The sequence below is a fragment of the Kitasatospora sp. NPDC086009 genome (assembly GCF_044540385.1).
Classification (GTDB): domain Bacteria; phylum Actinomycetota; class Actinomycetes; order Streptomycetales; family Streptomycetaceae; genus Kitasatospora.
Map to the genome: position 1 here is coordinate 415,167 of NZ_JBITSA010000002.1, position 17,123 is coordinate 432,289.

A 17,123-nucleotide genomic window follows, 5' to 3' on the forward strand; every position below is an offset into this window, starting at 1 on the left:
GTCGAGGAGTCGCTGGCAGTAGGGGTCGGTCGAGTGATGAACTACGGGGGGACACGTGCGAGCGGGTGGGGCGATCATGGTGAACGGTGGTGCAGCCGGTGGGCGCCTGCATGGTATCGACCGGGCTTTCCTCGTCGGTCTGATCGGTCGATTCGAATCGGAAGGGGTGGACGGCAGGTACGCGCTGACACAGGTGGCGAGGGCCGCGCGCCTCGACGAGGAACAGGCCGTTGACCTGTGGATGTCGGTCGCCAGGAGCCGGGCGGGCTTCGCCTCCGACGAGGGGGAGCGGGTCGGGGCCGGGCCGGTCGACAGGTCCGAAGCGGTGTCCGTCGAGAACGTGGATGACGCCGCCGAGTTCGGCTTCCCCGACGACGAGGTGGAAGCTCCGGACATCGACCAGTTCCGGGGTACGGTGCGTGTCCATGACCTGGAGGCGGCACGCCGCCTGGGCCGGATCGTGCTCCGTGCCGATCGGCGGCGACTTCACCCGGACAAGCATGTCCTGAGCGCGGAGGAGGAGGTGGGACTCTGTCTTCTGTTCCGAGACGGCATCGCGGCGGGGGCAGAACTGCCGGACGGATACGTCGCCGCTCTCGCACGCGACGGCGAGCCATACCAGGCATTTTCGGCGATGATCGCCCATAATCGCCGGTTGGTCCTCAGCACCGTTCTGGCGCTGGGGTACCGGGCGGATCACCCTGATCACGAGGATCTCGTGCAGCACGGCACGATCGGTCTGATCAGGGCTGTGGAGAAGTTCGACATCTCCGTCGGGTGCAAGTTCTCCACCTACGCGACCTGGTGGATCCGTCAGCGCGTCACTCGCGCAGTGGCCGACGAAGGGTCGGTCATCCGCCTTCCGGTCTACATATGGACCGAGATCGAAAAGCTCCGGCGGAGAGAGCGGGAGTTCCACGAGCGAGGAGTCCGACCGACCGCCCTCGATCTCTCGCTCGCATGCGACCTGCCCATGGAAAAGGTGACCGAGTATCTGCGGCTCGGTCGACGGACGGCCTTCTCGATGGACCAGCCCGTCGGTGAAGGCGTGACGCTCGGACAGCTGATGGTCGTCGAGACGGCATCGGTCCCGGGGCCGGAGCACGCGCTGTGGTCCCGGTTCCAACGCCAGGAGCTCCTGCAGTGGTTCGAGGACTGCGGACTGCAGGAACGGGACCGCAAAGTGCTGTTCCTGAGGTTCGGATTCCTCGACGGCCGGCGGTGGACCTTGGACGATATCGGCAAACAGTTTAATGTCACGCGCGAACGTATTCGGCAGATCGAGGGCAGAGCACTGAAGGACCTCGGGATCCTGCTCGGCCTGCGGCCGGACAATGCCGCTTCCGAGCGACGGCGGTCGAAGGCGGCCGCGAGGCGGGCGGCCCTGGAGCGGGCCGAGCGGGGCGGAACCCCGGGGCGTCGCGGTACGGTCGGCAAAGCGGAAGTAAAGGACAGTTCCGAGGGGAGAGGGGGAACGGTGACCTCGAAGGAGGCATACCCCGGTCCGCAGAAGGCCGGACCAGCGGGCGAGCACGGTGTCGATGCCACGGGCCTCAAGGCGGCGATGTCGACGACCACGGTGGAGGGTTCTTCGGGTGGTGTCGGTGTGCCGCCGGTCTGGTACCACCGTCCCGGTCACAAGGATGGTGGGCGGGAGTTCGGCAACGCGGCCGCCTTTGCCTTCGAGGCGGACCTGGAGGTACTGGCACGCGAAGCCACGCAGAACAGCCTGGACGAGCGCGATCGGCGGAACGACCGTCCGGTCAGGGTCCGTTACACGATCCACGAGCTGACCGGGGACCATCTGGCCCGATTCCGAGACGCGATCCGTTGGGACGACCTCAGGCCGCACTACGAGGCTGCCGCTTTGCAGGACCAGAAGGTCGGACGCGTCATCAGCACAGGTCTGCGCGAGATGTGCGAGAAGGAACGGCTGGTTCTGCTCCGCATCGACGACTACAACGCGAGCGGCCTGACAGGCGACGACTACGAGAACGGCCGGTTCGCCGCCGTGGTCCGACGTCAGCTCGACAGCCGGAAGGCGGACGCTTCGGCCGGGGGCTCGTACGGCCTTGGGAAGGCGACCCTGTGGGCCACCAGCCGGCTCGGCCTCGTGCTCATGAACTCGACTCTCTCCGAACCGCACGAGGGACACATTAGGCGCCGGCTGATCGGACGGCTCGACCTGCCGTGGCGGGAGGTGTCCGGTGAGAGGTTCGCGGGTCCCGCCTGGCTGGGGCAGCCGGACCCCGCAGCGGAGAACACGAGTGTCGTTCGCTCCTGGTGGGCGGACGAGGAGACGGTTGAACGCCTGCACCTCACCAGGGAGTACGACGACCCCGGGACGTCCTTCCTGATCGTGGGAGCGCACGACGTGGCGAGCCTCGTCGGTGCGGGACCGGACGATGACGGCGACCCGAGTGACGACGAGGACAGTCTGGAGCGCATGCACCAGCGTCTGGTCGGTGCACTGGGAGGTAACTTCTGGGCCGCAATGACGGCGGGAGGGGATCGTCCCCACCTCCTGGAGGCGTCGGTCCGGACGCTGCGCAATGGTGTGGCACACCTTGCGGAGGAGCGGGTCGATCCCCAGCTGCACCAGCCCGCTCGTACCCGCGCGCTCCAGGCATTCCTGGCCGGTACCACGGTGGACCGGCTCACTGCTGCGGGGCAGGTGGCTCTCGCCACGGTGCGCTTGAACCTCCCCGAGCGGGAGGGGCTCGCCGTTACTGCGGGCGAGCACCGAGCGGTGCTGCTGGTCACCGATGCCACGGACGCCGATGGCAGGATCAACCAGGTGACCACGATGCGTGGAAACCGCATGACGGTCCGGACCAGCCGGGTACCAGGGCTCCCGGTCGGGACCAACCCGTTCCAGGCCGTGCTGCTCGCGGGCCGGGCGGCGGGGGAGGACGCGCCGTTCGCCGTCGAGGCGGAGGAGTTCCTGCGTGCCTCGGAGCCGCCGGAGCACAACAAGTGGGGCCAGACCGACGAACTGAGAACGCGCTACTCGCCGTCCGCACACCGTCGGATCGCGGCGATGACGGCGGAGATCAACAAGGCGGTGCAGCAGCTTGTGGCGGTCACCAGGAAGGACAAGCGCGACGGCACGAGCAGGGTTAGTAGGCGACTGAAGATCTCGGGGAAGCCCGCCGTCAAGGTCAGGGGTACGGTCACGCCGCCCAGGCTCGACGATCTGGAGACCATCATCGACTCCTTCGGCGCCTGGCAGATCACTGCGGTGGTCAAAGTGTCGCCGGGAGAGGAGGCGTGGGCCATGAGCCCGGTGGCGAAGGTGGAAGTGCGTTCCGGCCCCCGCCCGTTGGTCCGATGGTCCGAGCTGGCCGCTGTCAGTAACTGTGAACTGGTCGACGGTGTCCTGCACTTCGCACCGGGTGCGCGACGCGCGGTGTTCCGCGGAGTCACCGACGTGTCGACGCATCCGGTACGAGCCGGACTGGCCGGACTCGTCGTCGAACTTCAGGAGAGCAAGGAGGCCGACGCATGAGGGCCTACGCGTACCCACGGTTGACCGGTCCGGTGACGACCAGGGTTACCGCGGTTCGGCTGCGCGGTCCGGGCGACAGTCGGGAACACTTGGAGTCCCGTGGGTGGTCGGTGGTCGAACAGGTCGTCGCGCTCGGCATGGCGGAGCGGGGCGACTGGCACACGGCCAGGCTCTCACTTGCGGTGACGGTGCCTGCTCGGGAGATCGAGACGAAGAAGCATTGGTCGGACGTCGCCGTCGTCGCCGTACTGACGGAGGGGATCACAAATGCCCGAACGGTGGCCCGGTTGACACCCGGCACCGATGGCGGCCAGGAATGGACCGGTGAGATCGAACTCGACCGGGACAGCCACGTCGACCGGGCGTCCCTCGCCGTGCACGTGGCTGCCACGGTGGGAGGTGTGACGGGCAGGATCATCGGGTCCACCGAGCAGGATTGGCTCGTCGACGTGACCTCTGAAGCTCCATTGAGGGATCGCCAACTCGATGTAACCACTGTAAGTTTCGCTCGCGGCAAGGAGTGGTTGAGGCCCTTCAGGGAGGTTCCCTGGATAGTGGATATCTCCGGTCGAATGCCCGCAGTGCGCCTGAACTCGGACTTCGAGGGATTCGCGGCACTCGTCCAGAGCCCTGGTTCTAAGATGGAGACCATGGTGGGTGAGATGCTGCTGGCGCAGATGTGCGCGGAGGTGTGGACAGCGGTGTTCCATACGGCCATCGGAGACCTGGAGATCGAGGAGGACGGGGCGCCGCTCTTCCCACCGGACTGGCGGGGCGCGGTGCTCCGCGAGATGCTTCCGGACATCGTGCCCGGGCGATCGGCCGAGGCGGCCCTGCGCGAGGTCCACAACAGGCGTGTCGGCGAGGGTAGCTGGGCCGATCTGCAACCGCGGATCCAGTACGCCGCGGCTCGTCGCGCTGATGTTCCCAAGGCATTGACCTCTGCTGTCCGTGATATCGAACGATTCGAGCAGGAGACCCACGCGTGACCTCCCGACCGGAGCACTTGCCGGAGCGCCTCGCTCTGATCTCCGATGCGCAGGCCGCCGAGTACCTGACGGCGGGAGTGCTCGAAGGAAAGGACGATGTCCGTTCCATCGCTCTGAGCAAGGCGGCGGAGCCGCTGCCCGGAGATGACGTGCGAGCAGACTTGTACCGTGTCCGGGACCTGATCGACGACGCGATGGACATGTTCCACTCCGAACGGCCGACCGCGGCGGACGCATGGTTGGCCCCGAGACTCCACGAAACCCTTCGACTGACTCGTAGGGAAGCCGCCGAGAAGGGATTCTGGACCTACCTGGCCCTCGGGGTGGCGCCCGACTACGTTGTGTGGCGTCACCTGCCCGACCCGAGGGCCGACGGGTCTCCCCGCGCCGTGGCCCGGGACAGGTTCGTCGGTCCACACTACAAGCAGGCGTTTGCCAGGCTCTGGTGGGCCGCCGAGCTGTTCCGTGACGGCCCGGACTACCGGCCTGTTGTTGTCGCCTGCGGCAACCAGGACATGCTCAATTCCGCGGTGCGGCTCGATGTCATCGACCACCGCCCGACCGCTCTGGCCTTGGTCCGACTCCTAGAGCGGGGAACGGTGCGGACCGGGCGGGAGGTCAATGCGTTGATGCCGGCGATCAACGCCGCAGCGGTCACCCTGATGTACGACGTCATCGCCCCGGACGTCGATCGTGACGGAGATGCTCTGCGCGAGTGGGTCGAGGGCGCGGCCTCAGCTCTTCCTGCTCTGCGGAACACCTTGCCGGACGGACCCGACGAGGAACAGGTCCCGGAGGACGCAGTGCGGCACCTGGTGGCCCAATTCGAGGATCTGTTCTCCGACGTCTCGGTCAGGGGGCGGGCTTCCGGTGAGTCTGGTTGACCTTGTGGCTGTCCTCTGGGCATCGGGTCCGGTCACCGCATCCGATGTCACGTAGGCGGGCGATCAGATCGTCGCTCACTTCCGGCCAGGTCGTCGAGTCCGCCAACTGTGCGCCCGAGGGAGCGGTGCCGCGCAGCGCGTGGCTGAGCACGTGCATGCCGAGTCGGGGCGGCACGGCGTTTCCGACCTGCTGCGCCTGATCGTTGCCCGACCAGGGGAAGTTGTGTGGGAAGGTCTGCAGCACTCCGGACTCGGCGATCGTGAACCGATCAAATTTGTTCTCTTCGTAATCCATTTGTGTCCGGTAGATTTTGTTACGGGATACCTTTCCGGTGACGGTGAAGGCGGGCTCGGAGGACAGCCGCCGACCGCGCTTCTTCGGGTTGCCGTTGGAACCGTAATTGGATACGACGAAGAACTTCGTCCGGCCCTTGGCGTGGAACCGGGACATGTCGACCGACGAGCCTGGTAGCACGTCAGCGGCATCGAGCGCCTCCGCCATGGAGACCCAGTTGTCTGCGGGACGGGAATCGATCGTGAATGCCTCTGTCTGGCTTGTCTTGCCCCTGCCGCGACGCACATCGAAAGAACGGTGCGTTGTGCTGGGCCGTGAGACAGCGCCGGAGCCCACGAGGCGCGCGATGAGCACTGCTCGAGTGCGTGTCTGTGGGACCCCAAACTGTTCGGTCTTCAGCACCCAGCAATCCGCCTCGTACTTGACGCCTCCAAGCCGTCCTTCGCCACTGCGCAGGAGTTGGGCGTAGACCTCCCACAATGGCAGCACCGCGGGTACCTGTTCCAGGACGATCGCCCGATACGGGTCACGGCCCTTGGTCTCTATTGCCTTGAGCAGCCAACGGAGGGGCTCCAACACCAGTGCGGTGCGTGGGTCCACGTTCAGGGAGTGCAGGTCCTCGTCGATCCGGGCTTCGTCCTCGCCGGAGACGAGTCGGCGGATGAACTCCTTCACCGTGTCGAGCGCTGCCCTTCCGGCACCACGCCCCGCCACGGAGAACGACTGGCACGGGGGGCCGCCAGCCAACACGTCCACCGACCGGGGGATCTCGTCGAAGCGTGTCCGGCGCATGACGCTGACATCGGCGTGGAATGTCGGAAGGCCGGCCGCATAACGGGTTTCGCAGGCGTTCCGATCCCATTCGATGCCGATGCTCTTGTACCCCAGGAAGTGCGCGGCCACATCGAGCCCGCCGGGGCCCGCGAAGAGGTCCAGGACGCGGACTTCATCGAGAGGGTCGATCTGTGTTCCTGGGCTGCTCATGGGGCTGAAGTCTAGCCGGCGGCAGCGACAGCGCCGAGGGCCGGGCGTCGACCGGCTGGTCGTGAGCACAGGGGTACGTTGAGCGTCAGGCGTCCTTGGCCTGTCGACTCCGCGGTTCCGGGGCCGCTGTTCCGTGCGGTGTCCCCTTACCGCGGCGGTGTTGTCCACGGTCCGAGCTCTCTACGAGGAGTCGAGCGAGCCGCCTTCTCCTCATCCACGGCCGTGGCGACCGTGCGCGCGACGGTGTTTGGTGACTCGTGTTCCCAGAAGCGCATGACCGTCCAACCCTCGGATATCAGCTGGGCGTTCGTCTCCAGATCTCGTCCGATGTTGCGGTCGAGCTTTTGCCGCCACCACTCCGCGTTTGCCTTGGGGCTCGTGGCGTGCTCCGGGCAGCCGTGCCAGAAGCAGCCGTCGATGAGAACGGCCAACCGGGCTCGTGTGAATGCGATGTCGATCTTGCGTCTGCGCATGCCGGGCACGGGAAAGTGGGTGCGATAGCGATAGCCCGAGGCATGGAGGATCTTTCGTACGGCTAGCTCGGCCGCCGTGTCGCGGCTGGTCTGGCGACTCATCCGGGCCGAGACCTCAGGGGTGGAGGGCAGTACAGCTGGCATGGCTCCATTGTCCCGTTCTCATGGCGTGCACCGGCATCGTGTGCCCGCCTGCCTGGGCACTGGCGGTGTCACTGCTGATGCTGTCAAGGTCCCTGAGGCTGGGTCTCCGGCAACGCCTTCCGGCGTGGCAGTCGGCGATGCCGCACGATTACCGAGATGCCTCGCCCCATCGCCGCCAGCACGATCGCGAAATAGACCGCCGCGACGGTGTGGCCAGCGGGACGGTGCCGGCCCCGCCTCCGGGGGGTGTGGAGCGGGGGCGCAGACCGAAGGCGAAGAGTGTGGGGAGGCTGACGACGATGATCTTCCGCCGCTCGGGATTCGTGCGCCGAAGCCCGGTCGGCCGGTTGGAATTAGTTACATGCAATGCGCTCGACGGGGAGACCCGGCCGAGCGCAGGCGCGGGCTGCTTGCGTCCTGATCACCACGTGATGCAGCGGGTCCTCAGGTTGGCTCGCCAAGCGGCAGCCAGGACGACGCACACGCAACGGCTACTCATCGTCACGACGCTGGGGGCTGTGCAGTGGCGGTCAGGCCTCTGAGGAGTTTGCGTCGAGATCGAACTCGGTGCACTCTCATTTCACACCGCGAGCCCGTGAGTCTTCGAGTGCAGCTTTCCCACGGATGTTTCCGCAGGTCAGCGAGGCGCTGACCTGCGGAAACGGTGAGAGATCGAACTGCGTTTCCGCAGGTCAGACGGGGTCCTACAGGTCGTAGTACAGCTCGAACTCGTGGGGGTGGGGGCGGAGGGCGATCGGGGCGATCTCGTTGGTGCGCTTGAAGTCGATCCAGGTCTCGATCAGGTCGGGCGTGAAGACGTTGCCCGCGAGCAGGTACTCGTGGTCGGCCTCCAGGGCCTCCAGGACGGCCGGGAGCGAGGACGGCACCTGCGGCACGTTGGCGTGCTCCTCGGGGGCCAGCTCGTACAGGTCCTTGTCGACCGGCTGCAGCGGCTCGATCTTGTTCTTGATGCCGTCGAGGCCGGCCATCAGCATCGCGGCGAACGCGAGGTACGGGTTGGACGACGGGTCCGGCGCGCGGAACTCGATGCGCTTGGCCTTGGCGTTGGAGCCGGTGATCGGGATCCGGATCGCCGCCGAGCGGTTGCGCTGCGAGTAGACCAGGTTGACCGGGGCCTCGAAGCCGGGCACCAGCCGGTGGTAGGAGTTCACCGACGGGTTGGTGAAGGCGAGCAGCGAGGGGGCGTGCTTCAGCAGGCCGCCGATGTAGTAGCGGGCGGTGTCGGACAGGCCGGCGTAGCCCTGCTCGTCGTAGAAGAGCGGCGAGCCCTCCGTCCACAGCGACTGGTGGACGTGCATGCCCGAGCCGTTGTCGCCGAAGATCGGCTTCGGCATGAAGGTGGCGGTCTTGCCGTTGCGCCACGCGACGTTCTTGATGATGTACTTGAACAGCATCAGGTCGTCGGCGGCGTGCAGCAGCGTGTTGAACTTGTAGTTGATCTCCGCCTGGCCGGCCGTGCCGACCTCGTGGTGCTGGCGCTCGACCTCCAGCCCGGCCGCGGCCAGTTCCAGCGACATCTCGGCGCGCAGGTCGGCGAAGTGGTCGACGGGCGGGATCGGGAAGTAGCCGCCCTTGTACTTGACCTTGTAGCCGCGCACGTCGCCCTCGGCGGAGCCGCTGTTCCAGGCGCCGGCCTCGGAGTCGATGTGGTAGTACGACGCGTTGGCGCTGGTGTCGAAGCGCACCGAGTCGAAGACGTAGAACTCGGCCTCGGGGCCGAAGAACGCGGTGTCGGCGATGCCGGAGGAGGCGAGGTACGCCTCGGCCTTCTTCGCGACGTTGCGCGGGTCACGGCTGTACGCCTCGCCGGTGACCGGGTCCTGGATGAAGAAGTTGATGTTGAGGTGCTTGTCCCTGCGGAAGGGGTCGAGGCGGGCCGTGGCCAGGTCCGGGACGAGTGCCATGTCGGACTCGTGGATGGCCTGGAAGCCGCGGATCGACGAGCCGTCGAACATCAGGGTCTCGGACGGGTCGAAGGTCGCCGCGGGTACGGAGAAGTGCTGCATGACGCCCGGGAGATCGCAGAACCGGACGTCGATGAACTTCACATCGTTGTCCTGAATGAACTGCTTCACTTCGGCGGCGTTGTTGAACATCCATCCTCCTCGGCGTGCGAATGGGGCTCACCCTAGGAACAGGCCGTTTCCGACCGGTGACCCGCTCGTTTCCTGAATGTTAACCGCCGCCCCCGGGCGGGCGGCAAAGTCGTACGCTCCGGGGCAAAACGCTTCGCCGGCCCGGATCGCGCCCCCCGAGTGGTCTGGACCACTTGGGAAGCCCCGGGAGACGCGATTCACCCTCCGGGGGAGCCGGTGCCGAGCCGCGCCGTCCGCCCGGTTAGTGTGGATTCGTGGACACCAGAGAAGCGTTGGGATCGTGGATCGACGGCCCGAAGGCGGCCGCCGAGAAGATGGGTGCCGACTTCGGCCACCGCGGTGAGCGCCTCGGACTGCCCAAGGAGGGCACCGGCTCGATCGGCGGCCCGGGCCGGCGCCTGGGCGCGCTGTTCGTCGACGGCTGGCTGATCGCCCTGGTCGCCTACGGGCTGCTGGGCAAGGGCTCGCCGGCCTCGGCGAACCTGTGGACCACCCCGCTGTTCTTCGCCGTCACCGTGCTCCTGCTCGCCACCACGGGCACGACCGTCGGCAAGCGGCTGTTCGGTCTGCGGGTGGTCCGCCTGGACGGCCGCCGCGCGACCATCCCGCAGGTGCTGCTGCGCACCCTGCTGCTCTGCCTGGTGGTGCCGGCCCTGGTGTGGGACCGCGACACCCGCGGCCTGCACGACAAGGCGGTCGGCACGGTCGAGGTCCGCATCTAGCGGACGCCGCCCCACGGCGCCCCCCCGGAACGACGAACGGCCCCGCAGCGGAGATTCCGCGGCGGGGCCGTTCGCGTCGATGGGGGAGGGGGTCAGCGGACCTGGCCGCCCTTGGGCATCCGGGCGCCCTTGGGCATCGGGCCCTTGGGGATCGGCGCCTTGGAGAGCAGGTCGCCCAGCGCGCGGAGGCGGTCGTTGGTCTCGGTGACCTGGGCGGGCGTGATCGCGCGGGGCAGTCGCATCAGGTGGACCTGCAGCTTCTTGAGCGGGATCTCGCCCTCGCCGGTGCCCACCACGATGTCGTGCACCGGCACGTCGCCGACGACCCGGGCCATCTTCTTCTTCTCGGACGCCAGCAGCTGGCGGACCCGGTTCGGGTTGCCCTCGCCGATCAGCGCGATGCCGGCCCGGCCCACGGCGCGGTAGACCGCGTCCTGGTTACGGGTGACCGCCACCGGGGTGGAGCTCGCGCTCCAGCCTCGCTTGATGTTGTTCAGCACCGCCGCCACGGCCCCCGGCTGCCCTTCCATCTGCCCGAACGCCGCGCGCTCGGCCCGGCGCCCGAAGACGATCGCCATGGCCAGGAAAGCCACGATGAAGCCCAGGATGCCCAGATAGATCGGGTGGTCGATCGCGAAGCCGATGGCGAGGAACACGCCGAAGGTCAGCAGGCCGACGCCGGCGATGATCAGGCCGATCTTGGTGTCGACCTTCTTGGTCATGGTGTATGCCAGGCGGATCTGCTTCAGTCGCCCGGGGTTCTCGGATGTTTCCCTCGCCATAACGCTCATGGTACGTGCCGTCGGTACGGGATAACCAAGCCCGGGTACCCGTTCGCACCGAACCGTGACCCGGGTGCCCCGGGACGGTCGCGCACAGTGGTCGCGCGGGGGCGGCGCCGGAGGGGCCCTAACGGCGCGCGGACTCCACCACGGGGCCTCCCGGCACCGTGTCGCGCTCGCGGTCCGCCGCGTAGCGGCGGTTCTCGCAGACCGCGGCCCAGGCGTTGCGCCGGGCCTGTCGCTGCCCGCCCGCGAGCAGCACGCTCTCGGCCAGCCGCAGCGCGGTGCCCACCGACCGGATGCCGACCTGCATGTCGAACAGCTCCTCTTGTGGCGGATCCTGTCGCGGATCTCGTCGCGGATCTCGTGGTGGATCACAGGGTGGATCGTGTGGCGGAAATGATTCGAACGCTTCCATCCTCACCACTCCGTGTTACCAGCCCGTGACCCGTCAGTCAAAGCCCGGTGAACCCGAAGGGGCGGAGCCGTAGCTCCGCCCCTCAGATGGCTCACACCGGACGGCGGCCGGACCGGACCGCGGCCCCGCGGCCGGAACGACCCCGCAGCGGCCGCCGGCCGCAACCGGCCCCGCGGCCGCGGCCGGAACACGACCGGACGCGGTCAGACCGCCGCGGTCCGCTCGCGGTGCTCCAGCGCCTGCCGGTACAGCCGCCCGGCGCGGTACGAGGACCGCACCAGCGGGCCGGACATGACCCCGGCGAAGCCGAGCTCCTCGGCCTCCTGCTGCAGCTCGACGAACTCGTGCGGCTTCACCCAGCGCTCGACCGGGTGGTGGCGCAGCGACGGGCGCAGGTACTGGGTGATGGTGATCAGCTCGCAGCCGGCGCCGACCAGGTCGGCCAGCGCCTGGCTGACCTCCTCGCGGGTCTCGCCCATGCCCAGGATCAGGTTGGACTTGGTCACCAGCCCGGCCGCGCGGGCCTGGGTGATGACGTCCAGCGAGCGCTCGTAGCGGAACGCCGGGCGGATCCGCTTGAAGATCCGCGGCACCGTCTCGACGTTGTGCGCCAGCACCTCGGGGCGGGACGAGAAGACCTCGGCCAGCTGCTCCGGGACGGCGTTGAAGTCGGGGATCAGCAGCTCGACGCCGGTGCGGCCGCTCTCGCGGCCGGCGGTCAGCGCGTGCACCTGGCGCACCGTCTCGGCGTACAGCCAGGAGCCGCCGTCCGCCAGGTCGTCGCGGGCGACGCCGGTGATGGTGGCGTAGTTGAGGTCCATGGTCACGATGGACTCGGCGACGCGGCGCGGCTCGTCACGGTCGAAGTCGGCGGGCTTGCCGGTGTCGATCTGGCAGAAGTCGCAGCGGCGGGTGCACTGGTCACCGCCGATGAGGAAGGTCGCCTCGCGGTCCTCCCAGCACTCGAAGATGTTGGGGCAGCCGGCCTCCTGGCAGACCGTGTGCAGCCCCTCCTTCTTCACCAGCGACTGGAGGGCGTTGTACTCCGGCCCCATCTTCGCGCGGGTCTTGATCCACTCGGGCTTCCGCTCGATGGGGGTCTCGCTGTTGCGGACCTCCAGGCGGAGCAGCTTCCTGCCGTCGGGTGCGACAGCGGACACGTGCGACTCCTAGAACTAGACGGGGTACCCCCAGGGTACGCCTGTGCTTGTACGGCCTTCGCCGGGCCCGTGGCCCGCAAACGCAGGGCAACAGTGCTACCGGCCGGTAGATTCCCGGGTGGCGAGGTCGGTCGGCCCCCGGGGGCGGGCTCAGCGGCCGAGTGCCGGTTCCGGCAGCTCGGCGAACACCTCCGCCAGGCGCTTCTCGACCACGGACAGCGCCTCGCCGACTTCGAAGTCGCGGCCCAGCTCACCGGAGAGCGAGGCCACGCCCGCGTCCCGGATGCCACAGGGCACGATCCGGTCGAACCAGGTCATGTCCGGATTGCAGTTCAGCGCGAAGCCGTGCATCGTCACCCCGCGCGAGACGCGGACGCCGATCGCGGCGAGCTTGCGGTCGTCGCCGCGCTGCCCGGCGTTGGACGGCGCGTACTCGGGGCCGGCCAGCCGCGGGTCGATGCCCAGTGGCAGGCCCATCCGCAGGGTGAGCTTGCCGATGTCCACCACCTGCGCCGGGTCGACCACCGCGTCCGGGATGCTCGCGCCGAGCACCCAGACCCCGCTGCGGCCCTCGATCCGGGTGGTCTCCACGCCGAACTCGCCGCAGGCCCGGATCAGGGCCTCCTCCAGCCGGCGCACATAGGCGACGACGTCCATCGGCTCGGGGAGCTTCACGATCGGGTAGCCGACCAGCTGGCCGGGGCCGTGCCAGGTGATCTCGCCGCCCCGGTTGACCTCGACCACCGGCGTGCCGTCCAGCGGCAGGTCGGCCGGGTTGGTGCGGCGGCCCATGGTGTACACCGGGGGGTGCTCCAGCAGCAGCACGGTGTCGGGGATCTCGTCCGCGACCCGCAGGGCGTGCAGCCGCTGCTGCTCCTCCCAGGCCTCCTGGTAGGGGACGGCACCTTCGCCGGTGCCCAGGCGCACGAATCGTACGTTCCCGCTCATGCGCCCACCTCGTCGCGCTCTGTGGCCACTGCTGCTCCTTGCCCGGCGTTCGAGACCAACCTCGCCACTGTACGCCCGAGCCCCGGCCGGTCGTTCAGGTGCCCGAATGCGGTGGACGACCGGCCCGAACCGCCCGCAGCGACCCCCGGGAGCGCCCCGGGAAGGCCCCGGGAGCACCCCGGCTCAGGCGCCGGCGAGCAGTTGGAGGCGCAGCGCCAGCTGGAGCTCCAGCGCGCGCTCGGGACGGTTCCAGTCCGGGCCCAGCAGCGCCTCGACCCGGTCCAGCCGCTGCACCACGGTGTTCACGTGCACGTGCAGCTCGTCCTTGGCCCGGGTCAGGCTGCCGCCGCAGTCGAAGTAGGCGCGCAGGGTGCGGACCAGTTCGGTGCCGCGCCGGGCGTCGTAGTCCAGCAGCGGGCCGAGCGTCGCGCGGACGAAGCCGTCGACGTCGTGGCCGTCGCCGAGCAGCACGCCGAGGAAGCCCAGGTCGCGGGCCGAGGCGCCGTCCCCGGCCCGGCCGAGCACCCGCAGGGCCCGGACGCAGCGCAGGCCCTCGGCGTACGAGGAGGCCAGCGCGACCGGCCCGGCGGCGGGACGGCCGACGCCCACGGTGACCGGGAAGCCGGCCAGCCGGGCCAGCCGCTCGGCGGCCAGCTCGGCCGCCTGCTGGGCGGACGCCGGGCCCGCCGTACCCGCGGCGCCCGTCGGCGCGTCCTCCGGGAGCAGCAGGACCACGGCCTCGCCGTGCTCCGCGCTGATGCCGCGCGAGCCGAACAGGTAGCGCCCCGCCGCGCCCGCCAGCCGGCCGCGGTCGGTCGCCGCGGCGCCGGGGGCGCCGGCCGGCTCCGCCACCAGCACCAGGTGCGGGCGGCCGAGGTCCACGCCGAGCCGGCGCCCGCGCGCGGTCAGGCCGGCCGGGTCGCGGTCGGGGGCGGTCAGCAGGTCGGCCAGCAGCTCGCCGCGCACCCGGTTCTCGGTCTCGGCCACCGAGCGGCGCAGCAGCAGGAGCAGCGCGGTGACCACCGCGGCCCGTTCGAACAGCCGCCGGTCGGCGTCCTCCAGGCCCGGCCGCCCGCGCAGCACGAGGGTGCCCAGCGGCTCCTGGCCGGCCAGCACGGCGCAGACCCAGTCCTCGCCGTGCCGCACCGACCGGCCCTCGGCGCGGGAGGCGGCGACGGCCCCGGCCAGCCCCTCGGCGGGTCCGGCCCGGCCGGCCAGCGGGTCGCCCTCGGTGTCCAGGACCGCCACCTCGCCGCCCAGCAGGGCGGCGACCTCGGCGGCGACGTCCGGTACCTCGGCGCCGCGCAGCACCAGGTCGGTGAGCCGGTCGTGGCCCTGCTCGGCCCGCTGGACGGCGGCGGAGTGGGCCCGGATCAGTTCGTTGGCGCTGTTCAGCCCGGCCAGCGCGGCCCGGGTGTCGGCCAGCGACTTGGCGGTGTCCAGCGCGATCGCGGCGTGCGCGGCCAGCGAGCAGAGCAGCGCGACCTCGTCGGGGGAGAAGGCGCGCGGGGCGCGGTCCGCGGCGAACAGCACCCCGATCACCCGCCCGCCGAGCAGCAGCGGCACTCCGATGATCGCCACCAGGCCCTCGTCCAGCACGCCGGCGTCGATCGTGCCGGTGTGGTGGAACCGCTCGTCGGTCCGGTAGTCGGGGGTGGCGTACGGGCGGGCGGTCTGGGCGACCAGGCCGCCGAGGCCGTCGCCCAGGCTCAGCCGCAGGGTCTGGAAGAGCACCGAGACGGAGCCGTCGGTGACCCGCATGTAGGTGTCGCCGGCGGCCTCGTCCGGGAGGGTCAGATAGGCGGTGTCGGTGCCGAGCAGCAGCCGGGCCCGGCGGACGATCGCCTGGAGCACGGTGTCCAGGTCCCGGGAGGCGGCGAGGTCCCCGGCGGTGTCGAAGAGCGCCGTCAGCTCGGCCTCGCGGCGGCGGTGCTGACGCAGCGTCCGGTGCACCCGCAGCGCCTGCCAGGTGGCGTCGTCGATCGCGCTCAGCACGGCGGCCGGCGCCCCCCGGCGGCGAGCGTCGGCCAGGACCTCGGCGAAGTCCTCGGTGGCGGCCCCGGAGGCCAGGAGGTCGAGCAACCGCCGTAGCGCGGGTGCCGCGCCGGTCTCGGGACGGGGGTCGTTCACGGTACGGCCGCCAATCGGCAGTGGGTCGCTACCCCAGGGACGGAAGCGCGATCGTAGCCGCTCGGCCCGGCGGGCGCGGGTGGCCGGTGCGGGTGGCCGGCGCGGGTGGCCGGCGCGCACGGTGTCGTGGGCGCCGGCCACCGGTCCGTCAGGCCCGCGCGGTCCTGGTGACGGCGGCGCTCTCCGGTGCACCCGCCACCCGGTCCTGCGCACCGGCCTGTGCACCGGCCTCCGGGTCGGCCTCGGTCAGGTCGCGGCCGCGGGTCTCCCGGGCGCAGAGCACCGCGAGGACGGTGATCACCGCCGCGACGGCGACGTACACCGCGATCGGCGTCGAGCTGCCGTAGTCCTTCAGCAGCGCCGTCGCGATCAGCGGGGCCGGGGCGCCGGCCGCCACCGAGGCGAACTGGGCGCCGATGGAGGCGCCCGAGTAGCGCATCCGGGTCGCGAACATCTCGGAGAAGAAGGCCGCCTGCGGCGCGTACATCGCGCTGTGGAAGACCAGCCCGACGGTCACCGCCAGAAGCAGCGAGCCGAACGAGCGGGTGTCCACCAGCCCGAAGAAGACGAACGCCCAGACCCCGACGCCCACCGCGCCCACCAGGTACACCGGCTTGCGCCCGACCCGGTCGGAGAGCGCCCCGAAGACCGGGATCAGCGCGAACTGGATCGCCGAGGCGATCAGCACCGCGTTCAGCGCGGTCTGCTTCGGCAGGTGCACCTGGGTCACCGCGTAGGCCAGCACGAAGGTGGTCATCACGTAGTACGAGATGTTCTCCGCCATCCGGGCGCCCATCGCCACCAGCACCTCCCGCCAGTGGTGGCGCAACACCGCCACCAGCGGGGGCTGCTCCACCGCCCGGCCGGCCGCCTTCCGCGCCTCGGCGGCCGCCAGCGCCTGCTGGAACAGCGGCGACTCGTCCACCGCCAGCCGGATCCACATGCCGACCGCCACCAGCAGCGCCGACAGCAGGAACGGCACCCGCCAGCCCCAGGACAGGAAGGTGGCGTCCGACTGCACGGTGGTGAGCAGCGACAGCACGCCCGCCGCCAGCAGGTTGCCCGCCGGGGCGCCGCCCTGCGGCCAGGACGCCCAGAAGCCGCGCCTGCGCGCGTCCCCGTGCTCGGAGACCAGCAGGACCGCGCCGCCCCACTCGCCGCCGAGCGCGAAGCCCTGCACCAGCCGCAGCACGGTCAGCAGCACCGGCGCGGCGGCGCCGATCTGGTGGTACGTCGGCAGCAGGCCGATCAGCGTGGTCGAGCCGCCCATCAGCAGCAGGCTCACCACCAGCAGCCGCTTGCGGCCGACCCGGTCGCCGAAGTGCCCGAAGACCAGCGCGCCCAGCGGCCGGGCGGCGAAGCCGATCGCGTAGGTGAGGAAGGCGAGCAGGGTCCCGGTCAGCGGATCGCTCGCCGGGAAGAACACCTTGCCGAACACGAGCGCCGCGGCCGTGCCGTAGAGGAAGTAGTCGTACCACTCGATGGTGGTGCCGATGAGGCTGGCACCGACCACCTTCCAGAGGGGGGAGCCTGGTCTCGCGACGGCGGGGGAACTGGCCATGGGCGGGG

At 69.9% G+C, this 17,123-nt stretch carries 13 protein-coding genes; 4 read left to right on the forward strand and 9 right to left on the reverse strand.

From position 1 onward, the window contains the following. Positions 1–76: 76 nt before the first annotated feature. The 3 genes from ACIF6L_RS07525 (at position 77) to ACIF6L_RS07535 (ending at position 5,381) form a co-directional block, all read left to right on the forward strand. On the forward strand, positions 77–3,508 hold the full coding sequence (locus ACIF6L_RS07525) for a sigma-70 family RNA polymerase sigma factor (RefSeq protein WP_396486905.1): 3,432 nt from the start codon (positions 77–79) through the stop codon (positions 3,506–3,508). 110 nt (positions 3,509–3,618) lie between these two features. Continuing rightward, a complete protein-coding gene (locus tag ACIF6L_RS07530; protein ID WP_396486904.1) occupies positions 3,619–4,497 on the forward strand; it encodes a hypothetical protein in 879 nt (292 codons plus the stop codon). Then, positions 4,494–5,381, forward strand: a complete 888-nt coding sequence (locus ACIF6L_RS07535) for a DUF6339 family protein (RefSeq protein ID WP_396486903.1) — start codon at positions 4,494–4,496, stop codon at positions 5,379–5,381. Before ACIF6L_RS07530 ends, ACIF6L_RS07535 begins: the two co-directional genes overlap by 4 nt. On the opposite strand, the gene ACIF6L_RS07540 is transcribed toward ACIF6L_RS07535, so the two are convergent. The 3 genes from ACIF6L_RS07540 to glnA form a co-directional block, all read right to left on the reverse strand. Beyond that, positions 5,350–6,660: a DNA cytosine methyltransferase gene (locus ACIF6L_RS07540; protein WP_396486902.1), complete on the reverse strand. Its 1,311-nt coding sequence runs from the start codon at positions 6,658–6,660 to the stop codon at positions 5,350–5,352. The two genes, ACIF6L_RS07535 and ACIF6L_RS07540, sit on opposite strands and share 32 nt — an antisense overlap. A gap of 146 nt (positions 6,661–6,806) precedes the next feature. Further along, on the reverse strand, positions 6,807–7,277 hold the full coding sequence (locus ACIF6L_RS07545) for a very short patch repair endonuclease (protein ID WP_396486901.1): 471 nt from the start codon (positions 7,275–7,277) through the stop codon (positions 6,807–6,809). Positions 7,278–7,981: 704 nt separating this feature from the next. Beyond that, the gene (gene glnA / locus ACIF6L_RS07550) at positions 7,982–9,394 is read right to left on the reverse strand and encodes a type I glutamate--ammonia ligase (RefSeq protein ID WP_329487352.1); all 1,413 of its coding nucleotides are present in this window, start codon (positions 9,392–9,394) and stop codon (positions 7,982–7,984) included. A gap of 254 nt (positions 9,395–9,648) precedes the next feature. On the opposite strand from glnA, the gene ACIF6L_RS07555 reads away from it, so the two are divergent. Beyond that, a complete protein-coding gene (locus tag ACIF6L_RS07555) occupies positions 9,649–10,116 on the forward strand; it encodes an RDD family protein (protein WP_329487351.1) in 468 nt (155 codons plus the stop codon). 92 nt (positions 10,117–10,208) lie between these two features. Here the strand turns inward: ACIF6L_RS07555 and ACIF6L_RS07560 are convergent, their stop codons facing one another. The 6 genes from ACIF6L_RS07560 to ACIF6L_RS07585 all read right to left on the reverse strand — a co-directional run bounded on the left by ACIF6L_RS07560 (position 10,209) and on the right by ACIF6L_RS07585 (position 17,115). After that, positions 10,209–10,898: a DUF4191 domain-containing protein gene (locus ACIF6L_RS07560; protein WP_329487350.1), complete on the reverse strand. Its 690-nt coding sequence runs from the start codon at positions 10,896–10,898 to the stop codon at positions 10,209–10,211. Positions 10,899–11,025: 127 nt separating this feature from the next. Further along, on the reverse strand, positions 11,026–11,211 hold the full coding sequence (locus ACIF6L_RS07565; RefSeq protein WP_329487349.1) for a hypothetical protein: 186 nt from the start codon (positions 11,209–11,211) through the stop codon (positions 11,026–11,028). Positions 11,212–11,519: 308 nt separating this feature from the next. Beyond that, the gene (locus tag ACIF6L_RS07570; protein WP_329487348.1) at positions 11,520–12,476 is read right to left on the reverse strand and encodes a lipoyl synthase; all 957 of its coding nucleotides are present in this window, start codon (positions 12,474–12,476) and stop codon (positions 11,520–11,522) included. A 150-nt stretch (positions 12,477–12,626) separates the two neighbouring features. Beyond that, the gene (gene lipB, locus ACIF6L_RS07575) at positions 12,627–13,424 is read right to left on the reverse strand and encodes a lipoyl(octanoyl) transferase LipB (protein WP_329487347.1); all 798 of its coding nucleotides are present in this window, start codon (positions 13,422–13,424) and stop codon (positions 12,627–12,629) included. Positions 13,425–13,607: 183 nt separating this feature from the next. Then, positions 13,608–15,554, reverse strand: a complete 1,947-nt coding sequence (locus ACIF6L_RS07580) for a helix-turn-helix domain-containing protein (RefSeq protein ID WP_396486900.1) — start codon at positions 15,552–15,554, stop codon at positions 13,608–13,610. A gap of 148 nt (positions 15,555–15,702) precedes the next feature. Next, a complete protein-coding gene (locus tag ACIF6L_RS07585; protein ID WP_396486899.1) occupies positions 15,703–17,115 on the reverse strand; it encodes an MFS transporter in 1,413 nt (470 codons plus the stop codon). Positions 17,116–17,123 lie beyond the last annotated feature (8 nt).

Excerpts from the sequence above, each read along its gene's own strand:
- ACIF6L_RS07565 (WP_329487349.1), bottom strand. The coding sequence starts at position 11,211 with ATGCAGGTCGGCATCCGGTCGGTGGGCACCGCGCTGCGGCTGGCCGAG.
- ACIF6L_RS07525 (WP_396486905.1), top strand. The coding sequence starts at position 77 with ATGGTGAACGGTGGTGCAGCCGGTGGGCGCCTGCATGGTATCGACCGG.
- ACIF6L_RS07545 (WP_396486901.1), bottom strand. The coding sequence starts at position 7,277 with ATGCCAGCTGTACTGCCCTCCACCCCTGAGGTCTCGGCCCGGATGAGT.
- lipB (WP_329487347.1), bottom strand. The coding sequence starts at position 13,424 with ATGAGCGGGAACGTACGATTCGTGCGCCTGGGCACCGGCGAAGGTGCC.
- ACIF6L_RS07560 (WP_329487350.1), bottom strand. The coding sequence starts at position 10,898 with ATGGCGAGGGAAACATCCGAGAACCCCGGGCGACTGAAGCAGATCCGC.
- ACIF6L_RS07540 (WP_396486902.1), bottom strand. The coding sequence starts at position 6,660 with ATGAGCAGCCCAGGAACACAGATCGACCCTCTCGATGAAGTCCGCGTC.
- ACIF6L_RS07585 (WP_396486899.1), bottom strand. The coding sequence starts at position 17,115 with ATGGCCAGTTCCCCCGCCGTCGCGAGACCAGGCTCCCCCCTCTGGAAG.
- glnA (WP_329487352.1), bottom strand. The coding sequence starts at position 9,394 with ATGTTCAACAACGCCGCCGAAGTGAAGCAGTTCATTCAGGACAACGAT.